18 protein-coding genes and 2 tRNA genes are annotated in these 24,220 nt (G+C 43.6%); 10 read left to right on the forward strand and 10 right to left on the reverse strand.

The window, feature by feature from the left end; all coding sequences use genetic code 11:
- The first annotated feature begins 1 nt into the window (after window position 1).
- Complete coding sequence (locus DXB58_RS21205; RefSeq protein ID WP_122138190.1) at window positions 2-2,746, forward strand: SusC/RagA family TonB-linked outer membrane protein; 2,745 nt, start codon at window positions 2-4, stop codon at window positions 2,744-2,746.
- An 11-nt stretch (window positions 2,747-2,757) separates the two neighbouring features.
- Window positions 2,758-4,476, forward strand: a complete 1,719-nt coding sequence (locus DXB58_RS21210) for a RagB/SusD family nutrient uptake outer membrane protein (protein ID WP_122138215.1) — start codon at window positions 2,758-2,760, stop codon at window positions 4,474-4,476.
- Window positions 4,477-4,562: 86 nt separating this feature from the next.
- On the opposite strand, the gene DXB58_RS21215 is transcribed toward DXB58_RS21210, so the two are convergent.
- The 3 genes from DXB58_RS21215 to DXB58_RS21225 form a co-directional block, all read right to left on the reverse strand.
- Window positions 4,563-5,702, reverse strand: a complete 1,140-nt coding sequence (locus DXB58_RS21215) for a DNA alkylation repair protein (protein ID WP_122138191.1) — start codon at window positions 5,700-5,702, stop codon at window positions 4,563-4,565.
- Window positions 5,703-5,951: 249 nt separating this feature from the next.
- Window positions 5,952-7,139, reverse strand: a complete 1,188-nt coding sequence (gene dnaJ / locus DXB58_RS21220; protein ID WP_122138192.1) for a molecular chaperone DnaJ — start codon at window positions 7,137-7,139, stop codon at window positions 5,952-5,954.
- A 39-nt stretch (window positions 7,140-7,178) separates the two neighbouring features.
- Window positions 7,179-7,760: a nucleotide exchange factor GrpE gene (locus tag DXB58_RS21225; RefSeq protein ID WP_122138193.1), complete on the reverse strand. Its 582-nt coding sequence runs from the start codon at window positions 7,758-7,760 to the stop codon at window positions 7,179-7,181.
- A gap of 265 nt (window positions 7,761-8,025) precedes the next feature.
- Here DXB58_RS21225 and DXB58_RS21230 point away from each other — a divergent pair, with 265 nt between their 5' ends.
- Together DXB58_RS21230 and DXB58_RS21235 are read left to right on the forward strand one after the other, a co-directional pair.
- Entirely contained in the window at window positions 8,026-9,645 is a 1,620-nt protein-coding gene (locus tag DXB58_RS21230) for an ABC-F family ATP-binding cassette domain-containing protein (protein WP_122138194.1), read from the forward strand.
- Window positions 9,646-9,751: 106 nt separating this feature from the next.
- Complete coding sequence (locus DXB58_RS21235) at window positions 9,752-10,309, forward strand: YdeI family protein (RefSeq protein WP_122138195.1); 558 nt, start codon at window positions 9,752-9,754, stop codon at window positions 10,307-10,309.
- Window positions 10,310-10,968: 659 nt separating this feature from the next.
- On the opposite strand, the gene DXB58_RS21245 is transcribed toward DXB58_RS21235, so the two are convergent.
- Window positions 10,969-12,018 carry a leucine-rich repeat domain-containing protein gene (locus DXB58_RS21245; protein ID WP_122138216.1) on the reverse strand — a complete coding sequence of 350 codons (1,050 nt, stop codon included), beginning with the start codon at window positions 12,016-12,018 and terminating at the stop codon, window positions 10,969-10,971.
- Between the two features lie 103 nt (window positions 12,019-12,121).
- Between DXB58_RS21245 and DXB58_RS21250 the strand changes: the two genes are divergently transcribed.
- A complete protein-coding gene (locus DXB58_RS21250) occupies window positions 12,122-13,018 on the forward strand; it encodes a CPBP family intramembrane glutamic endopeptidase (protein ID WP_122138197.1) in 897 nt (298 codons plus the stop codon).
- Here DXB58_RS21250 and DXB58_RS21255 read toward each other — a convergent pair.
- On the reverse strand, window positions 12,990-15,122 hold the full coding sequence (locus tag DXB58_RS21255; RefSeq protein WP_122138198.1) for a Tex family protein: 2,133 nt from the start codon (window positions 15,120-15,122) through the stop codon (window positions 12,990-12,992). The two genes, DXB58_RS21250 and DXB58_RS21255, sit on opposite strands and share 29 nt — an antisense overlap.
- Window positions 15,123-15,240: 118 nt before the next feature.
- Between DXB58_RS21255 and DXB58_RS21260 the strand changes: the two genes are divergently transcribed.
- The 3 genes from DXB58_RS21260 (at window position 15,241) to DXB58_RS21270 (ending at window position 19,904) form a co-directional block, all read left to right on the forward strand.
- Entirely contained in the window at window positions 15,241-17,169 is a 1,929-nt protein-coding gene (locus tag DXB58_RS21260) for a HAMP domain-containing sensor histidine kinase (protein WP_122138217.1), read from the forward strand.
- Window positions 17,166-18,908, forward strand: coding sequence for a bifunctional UDP-sugar hydrolase/5'-nucleotidase (locus DXB58_RS21265; RefSeq protein WP_122138199.1), 1,743 nt, complete (start codon window positions 17,166-17,168; stop codon window positions 18,906-18,908). The genes DXB58_RS21260 and DXB58_RS21265 overlap by 4 nt, the downstream gene beginning before the upstream one ends.
- Before the next feature lie 93 nt (window positions 18,909-19,001).
- Complete coding sequence (locus DXB58_RS21270; protein WP_122138200.1) at window positions 19,002-19,904, forward strand: AraC family transcriptional regulator; 903 nt, start codon at window positions 19,002-19,004, stop codon at window positions 19,902-19,904.
- Window positions 19,905-19,906: 2 nt separating this feature from the next.
- Here the strand turns inward: DXB58_RS21270 and DXB58_RS21275 are convergent, their stop codons facing one another.
- Window positions 19,907-20,491 carry a Crp/Fnr family transcriptional regulator gene (locus DXB58_RS21275; protein WP_008999267.1) on the reverse strand — a complete coding sequence of 195 codons (585 nt, stop codon included), beginning with the start codon at window positions 20,489-20,491 and terminating at the stop codon, window positions 19,907-19,909.
- Window positions 20,492-20,506: 15 nt separating this feature from the next.
- On the opposite strand from DXB58_RS21275, the gene DXB58_RS21280 reads away from it, so the two are divergent.
- Window positions 20,507-21,328: a DUF3845 domain-containing protein gene (locus DXB58_RS21280; RefSeq protein ID WP_117933007.1), complete on the forward strand. Its 822-nt coding sequence runs from the start codon at window positions 20,507-20,509 to the stop codon at window positions 21,326-21,328.
- Window positions 21,329-21,437: 109 nt separating this feature from the next.
- Here the strand turns inward: DXB58_RS21280 and DXB58_RS21285 are convergent, their stop codons facing one another.
- The gene (locus tag DXB58_RS21285) at window positions 21,438-21,755 is read right to left on the reverse strand and encodes a hypothetical protein (protein ID WP_122138201.1); all 318 of its coding nucleotides are present in this window, start codon (window positions 21,753-21,755) and stop codon (window positions 21,438-21,440) included.
- A gap of 419 nt (window positions 21,756-22,174) precedes the next feature.
- Between DXB58_RS21285 and DXB58_RS21290 the strand changes: the two genes are divergently transcribed.
- Entirely contained in the window at window positions 22,175-22,702 is a 528-nt protein-coding gene (locus tag DXB58_RS21290; protein WP_147338746.1) for a hypothetical protein, read from the forward strand.
- 118 nt (window positions 22,703-22,820) lie between these two features.
- On the opposite strand, the gene DXB58_RS21295 is transcribed toward DXB58_RS21290, so the two are convergent.
- The 3 genes from DXB58_RS21295 to DXB58_RS21305 all read right to left on the reverse strand — a co-directional run bounded on the left by DXB58_RS21295 (window position 22,821) and on the right by DXB58_RS21305 (window position 24,029).
- Window positions 22,821-23,270 carry a DUF5053 domain-containing protein gene (locus DXB58_RS21295; protein WP_122138203.1) on the reverse strand — a complete coding sequence of 150 codons (450 nt, stop codon included), beginning with the start codon at window positions 23,268-23,270 and terminating at the stop codon, window positions 22,821-22,823.
- Window positions 23,271-23,804: 534 nt separating this feature from the next.
- Window positions 23,805-23,876, reverse strand: a tRNA-Glu gene (locus DXB58_RS21300).
- 66 nt (window positions 23,877-23,942) lie between these two features.
- A tRNA-Ser gene (locus tag DXB58_RS21305) sits at window positions 23,943-24,029 on the reverse strand.
- Between the last annotated feature and the right edge of the window lie 191 nt (window positions 24,030-24,220).

The following is a 24,220-nucleotide window of genomic DNA, read 5'->3' on the forward strand; positions in this document are numbered from 1 at the left end:
TATGGTACAACACGCTAGACTCATTTTCTACAGCCTTCTTCTTCTGGTAATTCCGTGCGAGAGCACCTTGGCGCAGAAGATTCCCGTCACGCCCATAGACTCATTGATAACTGTTGGATATGCCACCGGAAGTTTGAAAACTCTCTCCGGTTCCGTAGAGAAGATTACGGAGACACAGATGAATAAAGACCAGATAACGAACCCTTTGGAAGCAATCCGCGGACGTGTGCCGGGCTTGACCATCCAACGCGGATCAAACGGTCCGGCAGCCTTGGATGCGGTACGCCTGCGGGGAACCACCTCACTGACCAGTGGCAATGACCCTTTGATAATCGTCGACGGAGTATTTGGCGACTTGAGTATGCTCACCTCCATTTACCCTACGGATATTGAGAGCTTCACCATTTTGAAAGATGCTTCCGAAACCGCACAATACGGTTCACGAGGAGCCTCCGGTGTGATTGAAGTCACCACCAAAAAAGGAATGAGCGGCAGAACACAGGTAGCCTACAACGGTAGCTTCGGAGTTTCCACCGTCTACAAGAATCTGAAAATGCTGTCCGGCGATGAGTACCGCCGTGTCGCCTCGGAACGCGGCATTTCCATTCTGGACAAAGGAAATAACACCGATTTTCAGAAAGAGATTGAACAGACAGGACTACAACAAAACCATCACATCGCCTTTTATGGCGGTTCCAGTGAGTCCAGCTATCGCGTTTCTCTTGGTTTCATGGATCGTCAGGGAGTGATTCTGAATGAAGACATGAAAAACTTCACTTCGAATATGAACATGAATCAGAAAATGTTCGACGGCTTCCTGAACTGCGAGCTGGGAATGTTCGGTTCCATTCAGAAGAATCATAATCTGGTGGATTATCAGAAAACGTTCTATTCGGCAGCCACATTCAACCCCACCTATCCCAACCATAAAGACCCCGTCACCAATTCCTGGGACGGAATAACGACTGCCAGCCAAATCACCAATCCATTGGCATGGATGGAAGTGCAGGACGATGATGCCACTTCGCACATCAGCACGCACGCCCGTCTGACTTTCAATCTGCTGGAAGGACTGAAACTAAACCTCTTCGGTGCCTATACCTATAATATCGTGGAAAATTCGCAATACCTCCCCACCTCCGTCTGGGCGAACGGCCAGGCTTACAAAGGAACCAAAAAGCGAGAATCCTTGCTGGGCAACATGATGCTGACCTATAAGAAAAACTGGAAAAAACATTTCTTTGACGTGTTGGCACTTGCCGAACTTCAAAAAGAAACCTACACGGGATATTATACAACAGTAAGCAATTTCAGCACCGACAAATTCGGGTATAATAATCTTCAGGCAGGCGCACTCCGCTTGTGGGAAGGCACTAATTCTTACTACGACCAACCCCGTCTGGCATCTTTCATGGGACGTTTCAACTATACATACGCCGACCGCTACGTACTGACGCTGAACGCCCGTACAGATGCTTCCTCCAAATTCGGAGCGAACCATAAATGGGGATTCTTCCCCTCCGCATCTGCCGCATGGGTGATTAGTGAAGAAGAATTTATGAAGCAGTTGCCGATGGTGGATAATCTGAAATTCCGTATTGGCTACGGTTTGGCAGGTAATCAGAGCGGGATTGACTCATACACTACATTGAACCTTGTAAAGCCGAACGGTGTAGTCCCCGTCGGAAACTCCGCCGTCGTATCTTTAGGAGACTTACGGAACACGAATCCCGACCTGAAATGGGAAGTGAAACATACCTTTAATACCGGTATCGACGTAGCTCTTTTCGGCAACCGCCTGCTGCTTTCCGCCAACTATTACAACTCCCGAACCACAGACATGCTTTACCTTTACAACGTAAGCGTACCGCCTTTCACCTATAACACCTTACTTGCCAACATCGGTTCCATGCGCAACTGGGGTACGGAAATCGCCATCGGCATCACCCCCTTGAAGACCAAGGATATGGAACTGAATATCAATGCCAATATCACTTTCCAGCGCAACAAACTGCTCTCATTAAGCGGTATGTACAACGGCGAAATGCTTTCTGCCCCCGAATATAAAAGTCTTGCCAGCCTTGACGGAGCCGGCTTTCACGGAGGATACAACCACATCGTATATCAGATGGTGGGTCAACCGTTGGGCGTGTTCTATCTTCCCCACAGTACGGGACTCGAATCCGATGGAAACGGTGGATACACCTATGGCATCGCCGATCTGAATGGCGGAGGTGTCAGCCTTGAAGATGGTGAAGACCGCTACGTGGCAGGACAAGCCGTACCTAAAACGATTCTTGGCTCCAACATCAGTTTCCGCTACAAGCGTTTCGACTTGTCTTTGCAGATTAACGGAGCTTTCGGACATAAAATCTACAACGGAACCTCCCTGACCTATATGAACATGAATATATTTCCCGACTATAACGTAATGAAGAAAGCCCCGAAACAGAACATCAAGGATCAAACCGCCACTGACTATTGGTTGGAAAAGGGAGATTATGTCAACTTCGACTATGTGACGCTGGGTTGGAACGTGCCGATTGAGAAAGTGCAGAAACTGAAGAAATATGTCCGTTCCCTGCGTCTGGCATTTACAGTCAACAACCTGGCAACCATTTCCGGTTATTCGGGACTTTCACCCATGATTAACAGTTCAACGGTGAACTCCACTTTAGGCGTGGATGATAAACGAGGATACCCGTTGGCGCGGACGTACACACTGGGATTGAGTATTAACTTTTAATGGAGGAGGAGATGATGAAACAATATATGAAAAATAAAAGTCGTTTTTTGCAGAAAGAAGAACAGCTTTCAAGGATAGCGGAACAGCTTTCAAAGAAGATCTTACCTCCTTCGGGAGTGCTGGTTTTTCTTCTTATAGCGTGCCTGGGTTTATTCTCATGTAGTAAGTTTTTGGAGGAAAATCCGAAAGATAAGTTACCCGAAGATGACGTTTACAATACGATCTCGGAAGTATATCTCAATGCAGTAGCTTCGCTTTATACATACGTAGGCGGTTATAGTGATAGTCAGGGATTGCAGGGAACGGGTAGGGGAGTCTACGATCTGAACACCTTTACCTCCGACGAAGCCATTATCCCCACCCGTGGAGGTGACTGGTATGACGGTGGTTTTTGGCAAGGACTTTACCTGCACGATTGGGGAATAGAGAATGATGCCATTCAGGCTACATGGGAATATCTCTATAAAGTCGTCATGTTAAGTAACAAATCACTGGAACGGATAGACAAATTCGCCGAAACTCATTCCGCTACGGAACTGCCGGCATACCGTGCCGAAGTACGTGCCATGCGGGCTATGTATTATTATTACCTGATGGATTTGTTCGGACGCATCCCGCTAGTTCAATCCTCTTCCGTAGCAATGAAAGATGTAGTGCAAAGTGAACGGAAAACGGTCTTTGACTTTGTTGTCAAGGAATTGCAAGAGGCGGCTCCTTTGTTGAGCGATGCACATAGCAACCAGTCCGGCCCTTACTATGGTCGTATCACTCGCCCCGTGGTAAGTTTCTTACTGGCCAAACTGGCTTTGAACTCCGAAGTTTATACAGACAATGATTGGACGGACGGACAACGTCCGGACGGAAAAAATATAAAGTTCACTGTGAACGGCAGCGAACTCAATGCTTGGGAAACAGTCATCTACTACTGTGACCAACTCAAGACTATGGGCTACAAACTGGAACCGGAATACGAAACGAATTTCTCCATATTCAACGAACCGTCTGTAGAGAATGTCTTCACTATCCCGATGAACAAAACTCTGTATACCAACCAGATGCAATATCTCTTCCGTTCCCGCCACTATAATCACGCCAAGGCTTACGGACTAAGCGGTGAGAACGGTCCCAGCGCCACCATTGAAGCCCTCGAAACTTTCGGTTATGAAACCGCGGAACAAGATCCCCGTTTTGATATTTGCTATTTTGCAGGAATTGTCCACGACCTGAAAGGAAACATAATCAAACTGGATAATGGAACGGTACTGGAATATCTGCCCTGGAAAGTATCTCTGGATATAACAGACACCCCATACGAACAAACCGCAGGAGCCCGCATGAAAAAGTATGAAGTCGACCCGACTGCCACAAAAGACGGTAAGTTGATGGAGAATGACATTGTATTGTTCCGCTATGCAGACGCTTTGTTGATGAAGAGTGAAGCGAAAGTCCGGAACGGAGCAAACGGAGATGAAGAACTCAATGAAGTTCGTAGCCGTGTCAACGCTTCTCCTCGCACTGCCACTTTAGAGAATATCCTTGCCGAACGTCAGCTGGAACTGGCTTGGGAAGGATGGAGACGTCAGGACCTAGTCCGCTTCGGGAAGTTTACAAGAGCTTACAGCAGCCGTCCGCAACTGCCGGATGAGGCAAGTGGATATACAACCGTATTTCCTATACCGGAGAAAATACGGGTGATGAATGAGAGGTTGAAACAGAATCCGGGGTATTAGGAAGAAGATAGTAGTAATCAAAATAAAAAATCCTCGATTTTCATCCGGAGAATCGAGGATTTATATTATTTGTTGCAGCAATCGAATTACTCAATCAAATCGAAATCATATTTTTCAAATTCACTCCCATTGATTATTATAGCAATTTGATGAAGCCCGAGATGGAATTTTCTCGTTGTAACCACACGGAAAGAGTGCTTTCGCGTTATTCGTGTGGTAGAATTCCCGGTATATTCTTTTTCGCTGATTTTATGAACTTTCTTCGTCAGCGTTCCATTTGCTTTTTGGTAATAAATACCATATTCAAGCCGTATTTTGATTGTCTTATTGCTATGATTCAACAAGTTAAAACCAAACTCCAACGAATCCCCGACTTTAACCTTAGGACTTGAAATCTGAAAATCCTCCACACTAATATTATTTCTGATAGAATCAAAACCAAACAACTCCATCACCTCCGGAATCCCTTGCTTTAAGAGCGTCCGGCAACCGTGTTTAATAATCCAGTCTACCTCTTTCGATTCCCCCTTCCATTTCTTTGCCAAATCAATGACAATTTCCGGATTATCTTTCGCAATATCATTCAAATTATTGGCAACGCTCAACCGTACAAATCTTGCCGGATCATTTTTAAGATTCTCCAAAATAGGAATGATAGGTGTCGGATCTTTCTTCAGATTCGGCAAAGCCATCGCCCAAGGCAAACGCGGACGGCAACCTTCTGACGCAAGCCGCCTTACTCCCCAATGCTCATGTTTCGACCAAACCAACATCTGCTTCATCATTTTATCCGGATATTTTATAATAAAAGGATGAGTCACAAACTCGCAACTTGTGAACTGCGTGATTTTCTCTATCGCCTTGACAGACGTTTCATAATCATCCAACCCATATTGCTCGACATAATTATCCAGAATCGCCCCATACTCCAGCATCAATCCAAACTTCGTATCATCTATCACCGAAAAATCAGGCCGCGTACTTTTTACATAATCCAACAACTCAAGAATCTTAGCGATTGCCTCTTTGTAATCTGCCGGCAAAAACTTTTTCAGAATGGTAGTGATATGTATGCAGCGCTGTTTAAGTTCCCTGCCTTCCCATTCATCATCCATAACTTGAGAAACAAACCCGTGAGCATCAAAATCATCGATAACAAGTTTCAAATCTTTCGTAAATAGATCGAAAAATTGCTCGTTATACATATTCTTAAAAGGTTCTGCCATACTTGAAGTCTATATTTAGTCTCTATTTATTTGCTACACAAATATATGTCTTTTTTTTAAAAGGACAAGCTCTAAAAACAGAAGTGAGCCACAAAAAAGATTGCAGCTCACTTTTATATGTTAAGTACTTGTCACTAATAAATTTCTATCTTTTTTAGGCACGGATTTCACGGATTAACGCGGTTACTTTGCAGCAATGACAACACTAAAAACCGTGAAATCCGTGTAATCCGTGCCTAAATTATTATATTAATCGAAGAAACTCTTGAACTTCTTGAAAATCTTCTCCTTCACCGACGTGTTAGGTTTGAAGTTGTCCGAAGCCTCCATCTTTTCGAGCGTGCTCTTTTCCTCTTTATTGAGCGCTTCCGGCACATAGATACTGATGTTGACGAGTAAATCCCCCGTTCCGTACCCGTTCACATTCGGCAATCCCTTGCCGCGCAAACGAAGCACCTTACCCGGTTGAGTACCCGAATCAATCTTCACTTTCACTTTGCCGTCGATAGTCGGAATTTCCACGGCTCCGCCCAGAGCAGCAGTCGGGAAACTAAGCAACAGATTATAAATCAAATCATTCTCGTCGCGAATCAAGTCCTGATGCGGTTCTTCCTCTACGAGAATCAGCAAGTCGCCTGCCACACCGTTGTGCTTGCCGGCATTACCCTTACCACCCATAGAAAGCTGCATACCCTCTGCCACTCCGGCAGGGATGTTTACAGATACCACTTCTTCACCGTAAATGATTCCGTCGCCACCACACTTCTTACATTTGTTCTTGATAATCTTACCCTCACCGCCACAAGTAGAACAAGTGACGCGAGTCTGCATAGTGCCCAGAATAGTCTGCTGGTTACGGATCACGGAGCCGCTACCCTTACAAGTAGGACAAGTCTCCGAACCGCCGTCACCTTCGGCACCCGTGCCATGACACTGGTCACACGGCACATATTTTTTGAGTTTAAACTTCTTTTCTACTCCGGTAGAGATCTCCTTCAACGTCAGCTTCACTTTCACACGAAGGTCACTGCCGCGATACCGGCGTTGCTGTGAACCTCCTCCACCGCCAAATCCGCTAAACCCTCCGAAGCCTCCCCCGAAACCGCCGCCGCGGCCACCGAAGATGTCGCCAAACATAGAGAAAATGTCATCCATCGACATCCCCTCGCCACCGAAACCACCGAACGGACCGCCATTGCCTGCCGCACCGCTCACTCCCGCATGACCGAACTGATCGTAACGCGAACGCTTTTCCGGGTTACTCAACACGTCATAAGCCTCGGCCGCCTCCTTAAATTTCTCTTCCGCCTCCTTATCCCCCGGATTCTTGTCAGGGTGATACTGGATTGCTTTCTTACGGTACGCTTTCTTAATCTCCTCTACTGTGGCTGTCTTCGTCACCTCCAATATTTCGTAATAGTCTCTTTTTTCTGCCATGCTTCTTTAAAAATTATGAGTTTTATGGGTTGCGAATCCTTATTCCCCTACTACCACTTTGGCGTGGCGCAACACTTTGTCGTTCAGTGTATACCCCGTCTGCACACAATCCAGAATCTTACCTTTCTGTGCTTCCGACGGTGCGGGGATTACCGCGATGGCTTCATGGAAATCAGTATCCAGCGGTTGGTCTTTCGTCTCGATGACTTTCACACCATTTTGAGCCAGAACAGCCATAAATTTATTGTAAATCAGTTCCACCCCTTCTTTTACGGCATTGACATCCGTTGCCGTTTCCATCGTCCTGATGGCACGTTCGAAGTCGTCCACTACCGGAAGAATACTGCCAAGACTCTTTTCGCCACCATTCAGGATCAGTTCGGCCTTCTCCTTTAAAGTGCGTTTACGATAATTGTCGAACTCGGCAGACAAGCGCAGATATTTATCCTTTTGCTCTTCAAGCGCTTCTTGAGCCTTTTCCAGTTCCTTTTCCAACTCCTCTTCATGAGTCAGCGGAGCGGTTCCCTCTGCTTGTTCGTTTTGCGGTTGGTCTTCCGCAGGATTGTGAGTTTCCTCCACATTCAGTTCCTCTTCCTTCACTTTTTTTTCTTTCGGATCCATCTTGGTATTTACTATTTTATTATTTACTATTTAGAAACACACGTTATCTATGCAAGATACCGCTTATAAACATACCGGACTGACCGGATGTCACAGATTTCGTCTGCAAAAACTTTGCCAAGTTGGCCGTTTTGCCAAAAAACGCAGCAAAGGTAACACTTTTATGTCAGATTGGCACATATCAGATAGCTCATAATTCATTTTAAATGTCTACCTTTGCACGCTCAAATAGTAAATAGTAACTAGTAAAATAGTAAATAATAAGATGATTACAGTTTCGAACGTATCGGTTCAGTTTGGTAAAAGAGTGTTATTTAATGACGTAAACCTGAAGTTTACGAGTGGTAATTGTTATGGTATTATCGGTGCGAACGGTGCGGGAAAATCTACGTTTCTTCGTACGATTTACGGAGATCTGGACCCGACAACAGGTACGATTGCGCTCGGACCGGGCGAACGTCTCTCGGTGTTGAGTCAGGACCACTTCAAGTGGGACTCATATACCGTCATGGATACCGTCATGATGGGACATACCGTGTTGTGGGACATCATGAAGCAACGCGAAGAATTGTATGCAAAAGAAGATTTCACAGACGAAGACGGACTGAAAGTATCCGAATTGGAAGAAAAATTTGCCGAGTTGGACGGATGGAATGCGGAAAGCGACGCAGCCATGCTGTTGAGCGGACTGGGCGTGAAAGAAGATAAGCATTACGTATTGATGGGTGAATTGAGTGGTAAGGAAAAAGTACGTGTCATGCTGGCGCAGGCATTGTACGGAAATCCGGACAACCTCTTGCTCGATGAGCCTACCAATGACTTGGATATGGAAACAGTGACCTGGTTGGAAGAATATCTTGCCAACTTCGAGCATACCGTATTGGTGGTAAGCCACGACCGTCACTTCCTCGACTCTGTATGTACACACACCGTAGACATCGACTACGGAAAAATCAATATGTTTGCCGGTAACTATAGTTTCTGGTACGAATCCAGCCAATTGGCTCTCCGTCAGCAACAGAACCAGAAGGCGAAGGCTGAAGAGAAGAAGAAAGAACTCGAAGAGTTTATCCGCCGTTTCAGCGCGAACGTAGCGAAGAGCAAGCAGACAACGAGCCGTAAGAAGATGTTGGAGAAACTGAACGTAGAAGAAATCAAACCTTCTTCACGTAAGTATCCGGGCATCATCTTCACTCCCGAACGCGAGCCGGGCAACCAGATTCTGGAAGTTTCCGGATTGAGCAAGAAGACGGAAGAAGGCGTAGTGCTCTTCAACGACGTGAACTTCAACGTAGAGAAAGGTGACAAGGTGGTATTCCTGTCACGCAATCCGCGCGCGATGACTGCTTTCTTCGAAATTATCAACGGAAACATGAAACCGGATGCAGGTACCTTCAGCTGGGGGGTAACCATCACCACTGCTTACCTGCCGCTGGATAACACCGATTTCTTCAATACCGACCTGAACCTGGTAGACTGGTTGAGCCAGTTTGGAGAAGGCAATGAGGTATATATGAAAGGCTTCCTCGGCCGTATGCTTTTCTCCGGCGAAGAGGTGCTGAAGAAAGTAAGCGTACTCTCCGGAGGTGAGAAGATGCGTTGTATGATTGCCCGTATGCAGCTGCGCAATGCAAACTGCCTCATTCTGGACACTCCGACCAACCATCTGGACTTGGAATCTATCCAGGCATTCAACAACAACCTGAAGACGTACAGAGGAAATATCCTCTTCTCGTCTCATGACCACGAATTTATCCAGACCGTTGCCAACCGCATCATCGAACTGACACCGAACGGTATCATCGACAAGATGATGGAATATGACGAATATATCACTTCCGACCATATTAAGGAATTGCGGGCGAAGATGTACGGAGACAAATAAGTGACCGGACGAATAAAAGCTCCTGACTCCCATACATGAAGTCTGATGAATAACCAATTTAACAGCAACCTATTCTCAACAATGGGTTGCTGTTCTTTTTAGCACTATGGAAATAAAATATTTTGAAAACAGAGAAGATTGGCGAAAATGGCTGGCAGACAACTTTGAAAACGCCAATGACGTTTGGTTTGTATTCCCCTCCAAATCTTCGGGCGAAAAATGTGTTACATACAACGACGCTGTCGAAGAAGCCCTTTGCTTCGGATGGATCGACAGCACCATAAAGGCGCTCGACAAAGAACATAAAATCCAGCATTTCACACCCAGAAACCCTAAAAGTTCCTACTCGCAAGCCAACAAAGAGAGACTGAAATGGTTGCTGGAACATAATATGATTCACCCTGATTGGGAAGATAATATACGAGAAGTATTGTCAGCCCCTTTTGTCTTCCCGAATGATATCATCGGAAAACTGAAAGAGGATAAAACAGTATGGGAGAATTACCAACAATTTTCCGATGCGTATAGACGTATCCGAATTGCATACATTGAAGCTGCCAGAAAACGGCCCGAAGAATTTGAAAAGCGATTGAACAACTTCATCAATAAAACGAAGGAAAATAAAATGATAAAAGGATTTGGGGGAATTGAAAAATACTACTAATCCCTATGTCTGTAATTGTAACTTTGATTGTAATAACAGGACAGAAGCATTATGTGCATAATTAATATTCAATTCTCTTTCTCGAGCGTAGTTATTTTTCTGCCCTTCACCTTTCTTCCGGATTCCTGATAAATAGTGTGTTTACGGGTGAAGGGACGCTCTTACACCGTCTTTTTCACTTTGCTTAGAAATATGCTAATAGTTAAATAGAATATGCTAATAGATTATTTTTTTCATTGGGATATTCTTTTTTAAACATTGGGATGTTTTCTACAATTAATGCGATGATTTTTAGAAAGTACTGTAATGACTTTTTTCGATATGCAATACGATGAATGTAATGATGAAAAGCTTTATCTTCACCTAGAAAGAGGTTATTTATCAGGAGTTCAGAAGAAAGGTGAAGGAGAATAGAGAAATGAGTTTTTAGTAGGAGAAGTGTGAAACTTCTTTTAGTATAAGTAAAAAGCATAGCTTTAGAGAACGGAAAGCTTAGCTTTAGGTGGGCAAAAGCTATGCTTTAGGAAGAGGAAACAGCCTATATGTGAAATAATCATGAATATATGTATTCTGCTTAAAACTGGTCAAAAGCATGTTTCTTTTAAATAAGAAAAGGGCTGTCTTTAGTAAGTTTGAAGTTTAGACAGCCCTCAATTCTTTTATTTCTTATAAACCAACTTACTCGGAACTCCATCCCCGAACAAGTGATCTCCCAGCGTTGTGATCTTATCTCCCGTAGCCAATACATAGCGAAGATTATCGCATCCCATAAAAGCACCGAATTCGATAGCCGTTACACTGGCCGGTAATTCCAGCGTGCCGCACAGACGACCGCAATTACTAAATACACGCTGTCCAATTGATTTCAGATTATGAGGTAATTTCATATTCAGCAGATACTTCTTCTGCGAGAAAGTGAAGTCGGGGATAGCCGTTGCATTTGTCTTGGAAATATCAACCGATACGAGATTCGGCATATAATCGCGGATAAGTTTGAAGTCAGCGTTATCCAGTTTCCCTTCAACGGTCAGGAAGTTGATGTCTCTGGGTTGCAGTCCCGCTTTCAGGATCTCTTCTTCCAGTTTACCCATTGCACCCACTTGCAGGGTAGTCTCTACCGGTTCACCTTCGATGAAAGCAAAATTCTGCCATCTGTCTTTGTAGCGGTAAGCGTCGCTGCTGCCCAGAGGGACGAAGATGGCGGTAACGCTGTCTGCCAATGCTTCCGGAAGCAGGTTGGGAGCTGTCTTTTTCCGGATCTGACAGATTTTCAGATTCTCACAGCCTTTGAAAGCAGCATCTTCGATATTCTTCGTTTTCTCGGAGAGGATCACTTTTTCCAGTGTGGCTTTACCTTTGGTCACTCCGCCTACCACATTCGAGAAAGCATAGGCAGGGATGAAGTTCGGCATATAAATGTAGAATTTTCCATTGGGATAAGTACCGGCTTTTCCGCTGTACATTTTGATTTCTGCGTTCGAAATATCCAATACTTTCAGATTGGCAAATTCGTCACGGAGATGCCGGAAGTCCTCTGCATTCAGTTTTCCGGTCAGTGTGAGGTGGGTGACACTGTTGGCTTCCTCTTCAGTCATCATGGAAATCAGCGTACCGGGCTTACTCACATAATACGTCTTACTCACTTGGGCGGCGGCTCCTAATGCATTAGCGGCCAGTAAGAAACTTATCAATAGTAGTTTAATTTTCATAATTTTGTAGATTTGTTCTGACAAATATAGGAAAAATAGAGAATACATGATGTTTTTTTATGTTTTATATCTAATTTTGTAGCTGGATTAACAAATTGTAAAAATGGAGGCAGACAACATAGATGGGAAGAAAGAACCCAAAAGACTTCCTGTGTGGGCATGTATCCCGCTGTTTATTGTGGTACTTTTCATATTTATTGGATTGTATGGGACACTGGTTAGCGGAGGCTTGTCGTTGGTTCTTGGAGTGGAGGCTCGTCATCCGGGAGTAGTAGGGTATATTTTCGTGGAGGCCAGTATGCTTTTGGCTGTTCTTACTGCTGCCGTAATCTTGCTTCGTCTCGAACGTCGTCCGTTTTCTGATTTGGGACTTTCTTTAAAAGGACATGCCAGTGGACTGTGGTATGGTCTTCTGATGGCAATCTTGCTCTATTTGCTGGGTTTCGGAATCTCTGTTGTTTTGGGAGAAATAGAAGTCACCGGTTTTCAGTTTAAGCCGTTGGATTTATTGGGGTCGTGGGTGTTTTTCCTGTTAGTGGCGTTGTTTGAAGAAATTCTGATGCGCGGCTATATCCTCGGACGTCTGCTTCATACTAATATGAATAAATTCCTGGCGCTCTTCATCTCATCGGCATTATTCGCGTTTATGCATATCTTTAATCCGGAAATAGCTTTCCTGCCGATGCTTAATCTCTTGCTTGCCGGTATGTTGCTGGGTGCTTCCTATCTTTATACCCGGAATCTGTGTTTCCCTATCTCTCTTCATCTTTTCTGGAATTGGATTCAAGGTCCGATTCTAGGTTATCAGGTGAGCGGAAATAATTTCACGACGAGCATGCTGACTTTGCGTATGCCCGAAGAAAACGTACTGAATGGCGGAGCCTTCGGTTTTGAAGGCTCGCTCATTTGCACAGTACTTATGATTGTTTTTATGATTCTGATCGTGTGGTGGGGAGAAAAAAGGGAAGCAATCAGTCTTGCTGTACCCCGATCATACTAAGCTGAATCCGTTTCCGGTCATAATCTACATTCATCACTCTGACCATGACGTGTTGATGGATGGATACCACTTCCGTCGGATCGGAAATGAACCGTTCCGCTAATTGCGAGAGGTGCACCAGTCCGTTCTCCTTAATACCTATATCGACAAACGCCCCGAAATTGGTGATGTTGCCTACGATGCCCGGAAGAATCATTCCTTCGCGCAAATCGGCTATGGTGCGCACGTTCTTGTCGAATTCGAAGACTTTGATAGCCTTACGCGGGTCACGTCCCGGCTTGTCGAGTTCCTGCAGAATGTCCTGTAAGGTGGGTAGGCCGACGGTAGGGGTGATGTAGGCGGAGATGTTAATCTTCCGGCGGAGTTCCTTGTCGGCTATCAGTTCGTCGATGGTACATTTCAGGTCTTTGGCCATTTGCTCTACGATGTGGTAGCTTTCCGGATGCACGGCGGTGTTGTCCAGCGGATTCTTGGCTCCGGGGATGCGGAGGAATCCGGCACATTGTTCGAAAGCCTTGGCGCCCATGCGAGGAACTTTCATCAACTCTTTCCGCGAACCGAAAGCTCCGTTTTCCGCCCGGTAGTTGACGATGTTTTGAGCCAGTTGCGGTCCCAGTCCGGAGATGTAAGTCAATAGATGGCTGCTTGCCGTATTCAGGTTTACACCGACCAGGTTCACGCAATTCTCTACTGTCTGATCGAGCGCTTTTTTCAGCTTTGTCTGGTCTACATCGTGCTGGTATTGACCTACACCGATGGATTTAGGATCTATCTTCACCAATTCTGCCAACGGGTCCATCAGGCGGCGGCCGATGGAGACTGCTCCACGCACCGTTACGTCATAATCGGGAAACTCGTCGCGGGCAATCTTCGAAGCCGAATAAATGGAAGCTCCCTGCTCACTGACTACAAACACGGGTATCTGACGGTCGAAGCTCTGGCTGTTGATGAAATCTTCTGTCTCACGGCTTGCCGTTCCGTTGCCGATGGAGATGGCTTCTATCTGATAGGCCTCAATCATCTTACGGAGTTTGGAAGCAGCTTCTCCTGTTTTGTTCACCGGAGGATGCGGATAGATATTCTCATTATGCAACAGATTGCCTTGTGCATCGAGGCAGACAACTTTACATCCCGTACGGAATCCGGGGTCGATGGCGAGCACCCGCTTTTGTCCCAATGGAGGGGCGAGAAGAAGCTGGCGGAGGTTCTCGGTGAATACCCGGATGGCTTCCTCGTCGGCTTTTTCTTTGGATTGAGCGGCAAATTCTGTTTCGATGGAGGGCTTGAGCAAACGTTTGTAGGCGTCGATGGTGGCTTCCCCCACCTGCTGGCTACACTCGTTGTTGCCACGTACGAACTGGCGTTCCAGACGTTCGATGCATGCTTCGTCGTCCGGGGTGATGGAGACTTTCAGCAGTCCTTCCGATTCTGCCCGGCGGATGGCGAGCAGACGGTGGGAAGTGCAGCGTTTCAAGGGTTCGGAGAAGTTGAAGTAATCCTGGTATTTGGAGGCTTCTTCCTCTTTGCCTTTCACTATTTTGGCACTGATTTCCGCCTGACGGCTGAATTGATTACGTACGGCGTTTCGGGCACGTTCGTCTTCATTCACTTGTTCGGCGATGATGTCGCGTGCACCTTTCAGGGCATCTTCCACATCTTTCACTTCACCTTTGACAAAGGCGGCGGCACGGGCGTCGAGATTGTTTTCTCTTTGTAGCATCAGGAGGGTGGCTAGCGGTTCCAGTCCTTTCTGACGGGCTACTTCAGCACGTGTCTTCCGCTTGGGTTTATAAGGAAGATAAATGTCTTCCAGTTCCGTCGGATTCCAAGTGTCGTTGATACGTTTCTCCAGTTCGGCAGTCAGTTTTCCCTGCTCGTTGATGGTGCCGAGAATCGTTTCTTTCCGTTTGGCTATGTCGCACAACTTATCGTGTTGCTCTTTGATTTGCTCTATCTGCACTTCATCCAGTCCGCCGGTGGCTTCTTTACGGTAACGACTGATGAAGGGAATCGTAGCACCTTCACCCAAAAGATGGAGCGTACTACTTATTTGTCTTTCCGGTATACCCAGAAAACCGGAAATCATCTTGTGAAATAATTCCATAATTTGTATTTTTTGAGAGTAAATGAGCGACAAAAATACATATAAATCTGCTAAACCCGACAAGTTTTACTATATTTGCAACTCAATTAATGAATTAACACATCAAAACTGCATAATTATGCTGGGACGTCTTGGATATCTTTTTATCTGTTTCCTTTGGCTTCTGCAGTCAACGGAAGTATTGGCTGTCTCTAAAGATAAGAAACCTATTCTGATTATTTGCTCTTATAATCCGGCAGCGCACCAAACCTCGGTCACTATTTCCGATTATATGGATGAATATAGTAAGTTGGGAGGACAGCGCGACATTATCATCGAAAACATGAACTGTAAAAGCTTCTCGGAGGCTCCGTTATGGAGCGCGATGATGACGCAGATTCTGGCTAAATATCAGGGGGAAAAGCATCCGGCGCAAATTATCTTATTAGGACAGGAGGCATGGGCTGCTTATTTGTCGCAGAGGGATGAAATGCAGGTGAAAGTGCCGGTGATGTGCAGTCTGGCCAGTAGCAATGTGGTGATATTGCCGAAAGATACGGTGGAAAACCTTGATTGCTGGATGCCCGAATCTGTCGATATCTTTGAAGATCATTTGGATATTCCCGAACTGGAATCGGGATTCATCAATCAATATAATATAGAAGGTAATATCTCCATGATTCAAGCTTTCTATCCGAAAACGAAACATATTGCCTTTATCTCGGACAATACTTATGGCGGAGTGACCATGCAAGCGTTGGTACGAAAAGAAATGAAGAAGTTCCCCGATCTGGATTTGATTTTGATGGACGGCCGGAAACATTCTATTTATACCATTGTTGAGGAATTGAGACATCTGCCCGAAAATACAGTTATTTTGGTGGGAACGTGGCGTGTGGATATGAACGAGGGGTATTTCATGCGAAATGCGACGTATGCCATGATGGAAGCTACTCCTACCATCCCGGCTTTTACTCCTTCATCGGTGAGCCTTGGCTATTGGGCGATAGGGGGAGTGCTGCCCGATTATCGGAAAGTGGGAGGAGAAATGGCTATGGAGTCCGTACGGATGGATCAGCACCCGGAGGATACGGGGAAGCATCTTTCGATCATTGGCTCTAAAGCGGTATTGGATAGCCGGAAGGTGAAAGAGTGGGGGCTGCACCCGAGTGTGTTGCCTTTTAAAGTGCAGCTTGTCAACCAACCGGTTTCGTTCTATCAGCAATATACTTATCAGATATGGTCTGCTTGTGCTTTGTTCGTGATTCTGGTACTTGGCTTATGTATTTCTCTTTTCTATTATTTCCGTACGAAACGTTTGAAAGACGAGCTTCTGAAATCGGAGAAGGATTTGCGTGTAGCGAAAGACAGGGCGGAAGAGTCTAATCGTCTGAAGAGTGCTTTCCTTGCCAATATGAGTCATGAGATACGGACGCCGTTGAACTCGATTGTCGGCTTTTCGGATGTACTGGCAATGGGCGGTAGCACGGAGGATGAACAGCAGTCTTATTATAAGATTATCAAAACCAATTCGGATTTGTTGCTTCGCCTGATTAATGATATTCTCGATCTTTCACGTCTGGAGGCCAATCGGGTGACTTTGACGTGGGAGGAATGTGATGTGGTGCAGTTGTGTAGTCAGGTGGTTGCCTCTGTTAGTTTTTCACGGCAGTCGTCGGACAATCAGTTCTTGTTTTCCACTTCTTTTGAAACTTTCCGGATGGTGACGGATGTGCAGCGTATGCAACAGGTAATCATTAATCTGCTGTCCAATGCTGACAAATTTACGAAAGGCGGGAAGATTTCCTTGGACTTTTCTGTGAATGAGGAAAAGCAAATGGCTATTTTTTCTGTAACGGATACCGGATGCGGTATCCCGAAAGAAAAACAGGGACTTGTGTTCGAGCGTTTTGAAAAGCTGAATGAGTACGCCCAGGGAACCGGATTGGGATTGTCTATCTGTAAATTGATTGTGCATAAATGGAGAGGAAGTATATGGATCGATCCTGACTATACCGGTGGGGCACGGTTCGTATTTTCGCATCCGCTAAATATAGAAAAAGAATGAAACGAATAGGGTTTATTTATGGCTTGCTTTTCTGTCTCGTACTGTCTGTTGCGGCGCAGGAAAAGGTGGTGAAGCTGAAGATTGTGGAAACGAGTGACGTACATGGTAATTATTATCCTTACAATTTTATAACCCGCCACGAGTGGAAGGGTAGTCTGGCACGTATTTATTCTTTCGTGCAGAAAGAGCGTGAACAGTATAAAGGGAATTTGATATTGCTGGATAATGGTGATATTTTGCAGGGACAGCCTACTGCCTATTACTATAATTATATAGATACGGTGTCTCCTCATCTTTGTTCGGAAATGATGAATTTCATGAAATATGATGCCGGTAATATGGGGAACCATGATGTGGAAACGGGGCGTGCTGTGTTCGACCGTTGGATAGCCACTTGTGACTTCCCGGTGTTGGGTGCCAACATCATTGATACGTCTACGGGAAAGCCCCATCTGGCTCCTTATAAGGTGTTGGAACGTGATGGCGTGAAGATCGTAGTATTGGGTATGATTACTCCTGCCATCCCTGCATGGCTTTCTGAAAATCTGTGGAAAGGCTTGCGTTTCGACGATATGGAAGAGACGGCACGCAAATGGATGAAGATTATCCGTGAAAAAGAGAATCCGGATTTGGTGATCGGATTGTTCCATGCCGGACAGGAGGCTTTCAAAATGTCGGGCAAATACAATGAGAATGCTTCTCTCAATGTAGCGAAGAATGTGCCGGGATTCGATATTGTATTGATGGGACACGATCATGCCCGCGAATGTAAGAAGGTGATGAATGTAGCCGGAGATTCGGTGTTGATTATCGATCCGGCCAGCAATGGAATTGTATTGTCTAATGTCGATGTGACCTTGAAGCTGAAAGATGGAAAGGTGCAGAGCAAGGACATCAAAGGGGAGCTGACAGAAACGGAAGCTTACGGAATCAGCGAGGATTTCATGAAGCGTTTTGCTCCGCAATATGAGACGGTGCAGAAGTTTGTATCCAAGAAGATCGGTACTTTTACCGAGAGTATCTCTACTCATCCTGCTTTCTTCGGTCCTTCTGCTTTTATTGATTTGATACATACTTTACAGCTCGATATTACCGGAGCTGACATCTCTTTTGCCGCTCCGCTTTCGTTTGATGCGGAGATAAAGAAGGGGGATGTGTTTGTCAGTGATATGTTCAACTTGTATAAGTATGAGAATATGCTGTATGTGATGACGTTGTCCGGAAAGGAGATTAAGGATTTTCTGGAGATGTCTTATTATATGTGGACGAACCGGATGAAGTCACCGGAAGATCATCTGCTCTGGTTCAAGGAGAAACCTCGGGAAGGTGCGGAAGACAGGGCTTCTTTCCAGAACTTCAGTTTTAATTTCGATTCGGCTTCCGGCATTATTTATACGGTGGACGTGACTAAACCGCAGGGGGAAAAGATTACGATTACGAGCATGGCGGACGGTTCTCCTTTCCGTATGGATAAGATATATAAGGTGGCCTTAAATTCTTATCGTGGCAATGGCGGTGGAGAACTGTTGACAAAAGGGTCGGGCATTCCGCAGGAGGAATTGAAGGACCGCATTATTTTCTCTACGGATAAAGATCTTCGTTTCTATCTGATGAATTATATTGAAAAGAAAGGTACGATGGACCCCAAAGCCTTGAATCAGTGGAAGTTTGTTCCGGAGAAATGGACAGTGCCGGCTGCCAAGCGTGATTCTGAATATCTATTCCGGTCTGTTCAATAAGTAACTAAAAGTGTTCATTATGTCTGATAATACTCTTGAACGGTTTGTATATCTGGTTAAATGCTGGTATATTTGTCGCAAAAAAGAGAGAGTATGTATATTCAAAATGTTCCAAAAGTAGGTATTTCTTCGGTAGTTCATTCTAAACATATAGATTCTGACAACATTGATGTTGTTGATAATGATATAGCGCTCTTCGACACGGAGAGCGTTATATCGTTGTATAATGGACCGACTAAACTGGAGGTGCTGACGGTAGGTCTTTGCCTGGAGGGTACTGGTACTTTTAATATTAGTTTGCGTGAGTTTCAACTGTTTCCCGGATTAATGGTGATCGCGTTGCCTAATCAGATTGTTGAACAGAGGCGTTTCAGTTCTGATTTTAAAGGGATATTCTTTGCTGTGTCGAAAAACTTGTTGGAGGCGTTGCCTAAGATTGGTAATATGCTTTCCTTATTCTTTTATCTGAAAGATTACCCGTGTTTCGATCTTACGCCGCAGGAGCAGGAGACTGTGAAGGAGTATCATGCATTTATCAGAAAGCAGTTGAGGAATAAGGAGGCTTTATATCGTAAAGAAGTGGTAATGGGCTTGATGCAAGGGTTCTTTTATGAGCTTTGTAATATCTTCACTAATCACGCGCCTGCCAATGCTACTACCATGAAGAATAAAAGCCGGAAAGAATATATCTTCGAACGTTTTTATGAGTCCTTGGTAGAGTCTTACCAGTCTGAACGGAGCGTAAAATTCTATGCTGACCAGTTGTGTCTGACGCCTAAACATCTTTCGGGGGTGGTGAAAGAGGTCAGCGGAAAAACGGTGGGAGAGTGGATCGACGAACTGGTGATTCTGGAGGCGAAAGCGCTTCTGAATTCTTCAAGCATGAATATTCAGGAAATTGCCGACCGGCTGAATTTTGCCAACCAGTCGTTCTTTGGAAAGTATTTCAAGCATTACACCGGCATGTCTCCTAAAGAATACCGGAAAAGTCGCTAAAATCATAAAACACCGGAGCGTACACGGCTTAATGTCTCCGGTGTCATCAAAAGGTAAGAGGCGATGTGTGCCAGAGGTGCACGTTTGATGATTTCCGGATGTGTTTCGAGCAGGAGATTATAGCGTTCGCGGGCGGATTCAAAGCGCCAGGAGTCTGCTTTAATCTGTGACACAATCAAGGAGTATTCCAGTATCTTTTGGTAGAACATATTGATTTCCCAGTTCTCTTTTGCCAATTTTTGTATCATGTCGCGAGGGAACAGGTAGATGATGGAAGGCTCGAGGGTTTCCACGATCAGTCGGGTAGGTTCTTGTTTTAGAAAACTTTCAATGCACATCACGATACATCCTTCGTATGAGAAATGTTCGGTCACGTCTTTCCCGTTCTTGTAATAGTACTGTCTAAGCATCCCTTTGCCGACAAATACGATTTCATGAGCTACTTCTCCTTCATTCAGCGCTATTGCTCCTTTGGGAAATTCTTCACGAATCAGTATACTTTCTATCTGTCGTCTTCCTTCTATACTCATTTCCGGAAAGCGGGAATTTACAACAGCATTTACAGTCTCTCTTAATAATGTATCCATGTCTTTTCTGTCTTGATGTGTGCAAAAATACTAAAAACGGTTGACATAAATCAAGTGTGGTATAAAAAAGATGTATCTTTGTCCGCAAAATCAAGAGGTAAGATGATTATGAATAAGATAATAGGCTTGGCAGTGTTGCTGTTCTGTTTGAGTGGTTGTGTAAGGGATAATGATGCTATTTATTATCCGGTTGGCAACGTGGATGTGGAAAGAGGCGGTCCGGCTTTGGAGGCTGGAAAGGGTGATTTAATAGCCCGTAGTTACAATACCGAAGATTATGTACTGGACACGCTTGCACAATATCCGGGTGATCCGACGCTCGGTAAACTGACATTCATGGTCAGTCTGAAAAACCGGTTGGCAGATCAGGAGGTGAGTGGCTTTAATGGTGTCGGTCTATCCAAACTAACGATGAGTCTTGGATATAAAGACGGCAACTATCCGGCAGAAAGCCAGGTTCCTGTTTATACTTCGTCCGACGTGACTGCCAGTTATGCCATTAAACTCCGTTTAAAGGGAGAATTGACTTTAACAGGAGACGAATGGATGATTGACTATATTTATGCTCAATTAGCGGGTTTATTCCAGCCTTATCCTCCTACGTCTTTCCCGGAAGTGTTTATGTGTAAAGGGGGTGAGCAATCGTATGCTACGTTCGATTCTTTTCGTAGAACCTGGACGTTTGATATTACTTATGATCGTTCCAACCTTTCTTTCAGCCAACTGTATTTCAATCTGTTTGTGAATCTGGCAGGACAGAAAAGGGAGGATAGAGTCCGGTTGAGGATTGATAAGGAATCTTATTTCGAGATCTATAAAGAAAAAGAGGAAATGTAGTTAAACTGCATTTCCTCTTTTTCTTTGGTAGTGGGTACGAGATTATACGTACGTGCATGGGAGGTCTTTTTATACATCATCCAAATAAATTAATTATTTGAATATGGAATTACGAATTGAAACGTTTTATTTCCGATGTGGTAAAATCTCCTTCATGTGAAGCACCTCCACCTGTATAGCAACTATATTTCCCATCCTCTGTAATCTCTTTGATTCGCATTTGCTTATTTGTTTTTATTTCTACAACAAGCTCGCCAATATTAAATTCTGTTGGTTGAGTGGGTATTTTCTTTTTGGGGGAGGCGGTTGAAGAAAGGTATCTTTCTTTGATTTCTCTAATGTCGTTTGTCATGCCCCAGATTTTGAAAAATAGGATTAGTTGTAGGATTCCGAATATAAGAATGATTAAAATAATAAATGTTTCCATGATATTTAGTTTTTGGTGATTGTTTAATTTCTAACTATTGTCTGAACTTTTTTTAAGGCTATCAATAAACTATTAAATAGATGTGATATGGGAAGTATCATTTTAGATTGTGTGCTGCTATTTGCCCCAGAAGAATTAAACGGTAATAGAGTTTGTTTGCTTTTTCATGTTTACTTGTTTTTTGATGTTTTGTGCCAAAGGTAATTGAAATATCAAAACCAGCAAAAGAAATTGTAGATAAAATAATAGATAATAGTAATGAGAATGTTATACTTATTCAAGTATAATGAATTCTCGAATTGATTACTGGTAATTTACGGATGATCGTTATTCAACTTGAAAAAAATAGTAAAATGTTTGATTTAGTGCAAAGAAGTGTCTTTCTTTGTAGAAGTATTCACAAATCAAAACACATAGTCATGAAGAAAGCTCTATTGTTGCTAGTTGTAATTCTTTCAATGAATGATTTATTAGCAAAAGGTTTTTTCCCTTTTAATGAAGTTAACAAGGAATGGAGCATTGGTATAATAGGAGGATATGTGGGATATGGAAGAGGTGTATCAAATGGTGCGGTAGGAGTAAGTTTGGCAATAAAAGGTTTTTATGCTGGTGTTATGGGATGGCCTTCTTCTCATGAAAATGATATGGGAGTAGATAAGTGGTCTGATAAGACATCTGCTGTAGTTCATATAGGCTATCAAATTCCTATTGTGAAGAATTTAAGATTTATTCCAGTTATAGGATATGCGAAAATAGCATATGGCACTACAGATGGAAGTGATTATACCATATCTGATTCCGGTGTAGTACATAATAAGTTTTCAGAGAAAAAAAGTGTTTCGGGGTTAGATTTTGGTGGGGTGGCAGTCGTAAATATAAAAAAAGTAAATATAAATTTGGCTTTTACAAAATATTCTATTTTAGGTGGGATTGCGCTAGAATTTTAATATTAAATGTATTATCGTGATAGTAGATTTTAGAAAAATCCAAGTAATCCTGGCTTTTTTGTTTCCTAAAAAAGTCCCACAATGGCTCAATTTGTGGGACTGGTGTCAAATAAGAATCTTAACCGAGTTTAAGCGATGTTTGATGAATCATTTCGTTTACGTCCTTCAAAGCGTTTAAAAACGTTTGAAGCTCGTTATCAGTAAAGCGAGCCTTTTTCCCGTTTACGATATTGCCATTAATTCTTTGATATAGCCAATTTCTTGACTTGCCGAAATATTTCTTTGCGATATAGCTAAACGAAATAGCTTCCGGCAATTCTCCGAGTTTATCCCGTAATATAGCTTCTTCTGCTCTTTCTATAAAATCATTACAAGCATCTACGGTTGCTTTTAGTCCAGATTCAGACGCTTTTTTATAGGCTTCTTTCTGGACTTCTGGCAGTGCATTATATTGGGCTTGTATTTCTTTTTTGAAAGCATCTCTTTCTTCTTTGGTAGATAAGGTTTTGAATCGTTCAAAATCCGCTTTCATTTCGGGTGTAGGTAAGCAGGCGTTTATATCTATCATATTTTTAAAGCTTTAATCCCTCGCCAAAGGGAGGGAGATTAATTACTCTTTTAATTTTTCCTGAATTTCATTCATTCGAGTATGTCATTTATTAATGTTTCTCTTTCTTTTTATTTTCGGGAACCCCCATAGGCTTCGTGAAATGAAGCGAGAAGTTTTAAATTCTCATATTCTTGTTCTAATTCCTTTCTTTCTTCATCTTTCATTGGTTAAACATTAAAATTAAGAACTCTTATTTGATTTTATAAAAGTAATAAGCGTTTGCTTATGATACAAGTCTTGGCGAATTATTTTCAATGAATTAATTTAATCTATTACTTTCCTATTCATGTTATTGTCATTTTTTTAGTATATATACGCAAATAGTGTATTAACGGGATAGGGCGATAATAATGCAAGATGAAAATTTGCGCAAAATTTGCACTATTTTCTTTAATAATATCCGTTTATAACGCCTAAAAACGATACTTTGATATAGATATAAGGCAATAAAAAAGCCCCTTACTTGTCTGTAAGAGGCTGATAATCAGATAGTAGTGGGTACGAGAATCGAACTCGTATTACATGCGTGAGAGGCATGTGTCCTAACCGTTAGACGAACCCACCGGATTTTGATAGATTTAAAAAGAGCCAAGTCTATAAAACTTAGCTCTTTTTTATTTTGAGATTTTGCGGAAGCTGGGGGATTCGAACCCCCGGTACCCTTACGAGTACGTCAGTTTAGCAAACTGGTGGTTTCAGCCACTCACCCAAACTTCCTTGAACCCGCATTCTCTCTCAAATGCGGTGCAAATATAGGGGGAACTTTTGGACTACGCAAATCTTTTAGCAAGATTTTTTTTACCTGTTTTTTGTAAAATGAGATAACCTGCTATGTTTCAAATGTTAAACGGAGGAATTTTTTTTTCGAATGCTTTTAATTTTTATCGATGGGTGGACGACTTGAAACA

The sequence above is a fragment of the Bacteroides sp. OM05-10AA genome (assembly GCF_003439055.1).
GTDB classification, from domain to species: domain Bacteria; phylum Bacteroidota; class Bacteroidia; order Bacteroidales; family Bacteroidaceae; genus Bacteroides; species Bacteroides intestinigallinarum.

Coding starts and splice junctions, on each gene's coding strand:
- DXB58_RS21295 (WP_122138203.1), bottom strand. CDS start 23,270: ATGATAGATATAAACGCCTGCTTACCTACACCCGAAATGAAAGCGGAT.
- DXB58_RS21265 (WP_122138199.1), top strand. CDS start 17,166: ATGAAACGAATAGGGTTTATTTATGGCTTGCTTTTCTGTCTCGTACTG.
- DXB58_RS21280 (WP_117933007.1), top strand. CDS start 20,507: ATGTGTGCAAAAATACTAAAAACGGTTGACATAAATCAAGTGTGGTAT.
- DXB58_RS21230 (WP_122138194.1), top strand. CDS start 8,026: ATGATTACAGTTTCGAACGTATCGGTTCAGTTTGGTAAAAGAGTGTTA.
- DXB58_RS21245 (WP_122138216.1), bottom strand. CDS start 12,018: ATGAAAATTAAACTACTATTGATAAGTTTCTTACTGGCCGCTAATGCA.
- DXB58_RS21255 (WP_122138198.1), bottom strand. CDS start 15,122: ATGGAATTATTTCACAAGATGATTTCCGGTTTTCTGGGTATACCGGAA.
- DXB58_RS21290 (WP_147338746.1), top strand. CDS start 22,175: ATGAAGAAAGCTCTATTGTTGCTAGTTGTAATTCTTTCAATGAATGAT.
- DXB58_RS21235 (WP_122138195.1), top strand. CDS start 9,752: ATGGAAATAAAATATTTTGAAAACAGAGAAGATTGGCGAAAATGGCTG.
- DXB58_RS21205 (WP_122138190.1), top strand. CDS start 2: ATGGTACAACACGCTAGACTCATTTTCTACAGCCTTCTTCTTCTGGTA.
- DXB58_RS21285 (WP_122138201.1), bottom strand. CDS start 21,755: ATGGAAACATTTATTATTTTAATCATTCTTATATTCGGAATCCTACAA.
- DXB58_RS21225 (WP_122138193.1), bottom strand. CDS start 7,760: ATGGATCCGAAAGAAAAAAAAGTGAAGGAAGAGGAACTGAATGTGGAG.
- dnaJ (WP_122138192.1), bottom strand. CDS start 7,139: ATGGCAGAAAAAAGAGACTATTACGAAATATTGGAGGTGACGAAGACA.
- DXB58_RS21250 (WP_122138197.1), top strand. CDS start 12,122: ATGGAGGCAGACAACATAGATGGGAAGAAAGAACCCAAAAGACTTCCT.
- DXB58_RS21275 (WP_008999267.1), bottom strand. CDS start 20,491: ATGGATACATTATTAAGAGAGACTGTAAATGCTGTTGTAAATTCCCGC.
- DXB58_RS21260 (WP_122138217.1), top strand. CDS start 15,241: ATGCTGGGACGTCTTGGATATCTTTTTATCTGTTTCCTTTGGCTTCTG.
- DXB58_RS21210 (WP_122138215.1), top strand. CDS start 2,758: ATGATGAAACAATATATGAAAAATAAAAGTCGTTTTTTGCAGAAAGAA.
- DXB58_RS21270 (WP_122138200.1), top strand. CDS start 19,002: ATGTATATTCAAAATGTTCCAAAAGTAGGTATTTCTTCGGTAGTTCAT.
- DXB58_RS21215 (WP_122138191.1), bottom strand. CDS start 5,702: ATGGCAGAACCTTTTAAGAATATGTATAACGAGCAATTTTTCGATCTA.